Annotated in this window: 3 protein-coding genes; all 3 read right to left on the bottom strand. The window is 66.6% G+C overall.

Going from position 1 to position 3,149, the window contains the following annotated elements; all coding sequences use genetic code 11:
• Positions 1-66: 66 nt before the first annotated feature.
• Positions 67-957: a bifunctional methylenetetrahydrofolate dehydrogenase/methenyltetrahydrofolate cyclohydrolase FolD gene (folD, locus tag KUV26_RS23390; protein WP_222506866.1), complete on the bottom strand. Its 891-nt coding sequence runs from the start codon at positions 955-957 to the stop codon at positions 67-69.
• Positions 958-1,006: 49 nt separating this feature from the next.
• Entirely contained in the window at positions 1,007-1,312 is a 306-nt protein-coding gene (locus KUV26_RS23395; RefSeq protein WP_222510260.1) for a chorismate mutase, read from the bottom strand.
• 157 nt (positions 1,313-1,469) lie between these two features.
• Positions 1,470-3,146, bottom strand: coding sequence for a formate--tetrahydrofolate ligase (locus KUV26_RS23400; protein WP_222510261.1), 1,677 nt, complete (start codon positions 3,144-3,146; stop codon positions 1,470-1,472).
• Between the last annotated feature and the right edge of the window lie 3 nt (positions 3,147-3,149).

Consider the following 3,149-nt stretch of genomic DNA (forward strand, 5'->3'; position numbering starts at 1 on the left):
AATACTCCCGCCGGAGGCGGTCCGGCGGGAGTGTCAAAGTTAACCGTTGCTGTTCTGCGGCGCGGCTTAGGCGGTGAGGCCTTCCGGCTCGGCCAGGTTGTGGGCGCGGCAGGCGGCGGTCACCGTGTTGGCCAAGAGGCAGGCGATGGTCATCGGGCCGACGCCGCCCGGCACCGGGGTGATGGCGCCGGCGCGCTCGGCGGCGGAGGCGAAGTCGACGTCGCCCACCAGCACGTTCTTGCCGCCGCGCTCGATGCGGTTGATGCCGACGTCAATCACCGTCGCGCCTTCCTTGATCCAGTCGCCCGGCACCATTTCCGGACGGCCGACGGCGGCCACCACGATGTCGGCGCGGCGCACCACTTCGGGCAGGTCCTTGGTGCGCGAATGCGCGATCGTCACGGTGCAGCTGTCGCCCAGGAGAAGCTGCGCCATCGGCTTGCCGACGATGTTGGAGCGGCCGATCACCACCGCGTCCATGCCCGAGAGGCTCCCGTGGTGGTCGCGCAGCATCATCAGGCAGCCCAGCGGCGTGCAGGGCACCATCGATTTCTGGCCGGTGCCCAGCAGGCCGACGTTGGAGATGTGGAAGCCGTCCACGTCCTTCTCCGGCGCGATCGAGTTGATCACCAGCTCTTCGTTCATGTGCTTCGGCAGCGGCAGCTGCACCAGGATGCCGTTGACCGCCGGGTCGCTGTTCAGCTTGCCGATCAGCGCCAGCAGGTCCGCCTCGGAGGTCTCCGCGTCCAGCTTGTGCTCATAGGAGTTCATGCCCACTTCGACGGTGCTCTTGCCCTTGGAGCGGACATAGACCTGGGAGGCCGGGTCCTCGCCCACCAGCACCACCGCCAGGCCGGGGGTGATGCCGTGCTCTTCCTTCAGCCGGGCGACGTGTTCCGCCACCTGGCCGCGCACCTTGGCCGCGAAGGCCTTGCCGTCAATCAGAGTTGCTGCCATTGCTCTCTTCCTTTCTGCCGCGGGCCCGGATCAGTCCCGGAGGCCCGCTCTATTCTTCCCGGATCACCCGCGCCTCGCGGGCAATCGACCACTCCACCAGCTGCCGCCACAGGCTTTCGATCAGATCGGGGTCCAGCCCCTCCCCTTCCGCCGCGGCGCGGGCGTTCATGACCACTTCCTCGACCCGCTCCGGGATCCGCGCAGGCCAGCCGTTGAGCTGCTTCAGCGCAATCGCCCGGTCGATATAGCCCGCCCGGGCGGCCAGCATCCGCACCAGCTCCCGGTCCATCCGGTCGATCTGGGCCCGCACCTCCTCCATCGAGGAGCAATCTTGCGGCGGTGTCAGCTTGGTCATGTGTCAGAGCCTCGGCTTTCAATGCATCGGGCCATATGAGGCTCTGACCTTTCTTTGCGGTCGCGCCCTCCGGAAACCGGTTCCCGCTGTCCGGAGGGCGCTTGAAACTCTTGCGGCCCGGGATATCCCCGGGCCGCTGAGTGCCGCATATCGCGTCTTAGAACAAGCCTTCGATCTGGCCGTCCGCATTCAGGCGGATGGTTTCCGCCGCAGGGGTGCGCGGCAGGCCCGGCATGGTCATGATCTCGCCGCAGACCGCGACGATGAAGCCGGCCCCGGCCGACAGGCGCACTTCGCGCACCGGCACCGAGTGGCCCACGGGCGCGCCGCGGCGGTTCGGGTCGGTGGTGAAGGAGTACTGGGTCTTGGCCATGCAGACCGGCAGGTTGCCGTAGCCCGCTTCTTCCCATTCCTTCAGCTGGTTGCGGATCTTCTGATCGGCCAGCACCTCGTCGGCGCGGTAGATGCGCTTGGCGATGGTCTCGATCTTCTCGAACAGCGGCATGTCGTCCGGGTAGATCGGCGAGAAGTTCGCCTGGCCGGAGTCGGCCAGCTCAACCACCTTCTGCGCCAGATCGGCCGAGCCCTCGGAGCCCAGCTCCCAGTGGCGCGACAGCACCGCCTCGACGCCGTGGGTGCCGCAGTAGTCCTTCACCGCCTGCACTTCGGCATCGGTGTCGGTCACGAAGTGGTTGATCGCAACCACAACCGGCACGCCGAAGGATTTGACGTTCTCGATGTGGCGGCCGAGGTTGGCGCAGCCCTTCTTGACCGCCTCGACGTTTTCCGCGCCCAGGTCCGCCTTGGCGATGCCGCCGTTCATCTTCATCGCGCGCACAGTGGCCACGACCACCACCGCCGACGGCGAGATGCCCGCCTTGCGGCACTTGATGTTCATGAACTTCTCGGCGCCCAGGTCGGCGCCGAAGCCCGCCTCGGTCACCACGTAGTCGGCAACCTTCAGCGCGGTCTTGGTGGCGATCACCGAGTTGCAGCCGTGCGCGATGTTGGCGAACGGGCCGCCGTGCACGAAGGCCGGGTTGTTTTCCAGCGTCTGCACCAGGTTCGGCTGCATCGCGTCCTTCAGCAGCACCGTCATCGCGCCTTCGGCCTTGATGTCGCGGCAGTAGACCGGGGTCTTGTCGCGGCGGTAGGCCACGATGATGTCGCCGAGGCGCTTTTCCAGGTCCTTCAGGTCGTTCGCCAGGCACAGGATCGCCATCACTTCCGAGGCCACCGTGATGTCAAAGCCGGCTTCGCGCGGGAAGCCGTTGGAGACGCCGCCCAGAGACGCGGTGATGGTGCGCAGGGCGCGGTCGTTCATGTCGACCACCCGGCGCCAGGCGACGCGGCGGGTGTCGATGTCCTGCTCGTTGCCCCAGTAGATGTGGTTGTCGATCATCGCGCTGAGCAGCGAGTGCGCCGAGGTGATGGCGTGGAAGTCGCCGGTGAAGTGGAGGTTCATCTCCTCCATCGGCACCACCTGGGCATAGCCGCCGCCTGCAGCGCCGCCCTTCATGCCGAAGTTCGGCCCCAGCGAGGCTTCGCGGATGCAGATCATCGCGTTCTTGCCGATCCGGTTCAGGCCGTCGCCCAGGCCCACGGTGGTGGTGGTCTTGCCTTCGCCCGCCGGCGTCGGGTTGATCGCGGTCACCAGGATCAGCTTGCCGTCCTGCTTCGACTGCACCGAATCGATGAACGCCTGGCTCACCTTCGCCTTGTCATGGCCGTAGGGCAGCAGGTCGCTGTCCGAAATCCCGATCTTCGCGCCAATCTCCTGGATCGGCTTCTTCTGCGCCTCACGCGCAATCTCGATGTCACTCTTGTAGCTCATGGC

The sequence above is a fragment of the Leisingera daeponensis genome, assembly GCF_019801465.1.
Lineage (GTDB): Bacteria > Pseudomonadota > Alphaproteobacteria > Rhodobacterales > Rhodobacteraceae > Leisingera > Leisingera daeponensis_A.

Bases quoted from the DNA above. Each gene is read 5' to 3' on its own strand.
- folD (WP_222506866.1), bottom strand. From the start codon at position 957: ATGGCAGCAACTCTGATTGACGGCAAGGCCTTCGCGGCCAAGGTGCGC.
- KUV26_RS23395 (WP_222510260.1), bottom strand. From the start codon at position 1,312: ATGACCAAGCTGACACCGCCGCAAGATTGCTCCTCGATGGAGGAGGTG.
- KUV26_RS23400 (WP_222510261.1), bottom strand. From the start codon at position 3,146: ATGAGCTACAAGAGTGACATCGAGATTGCGCGTGAGGCGCAGAAGAAG.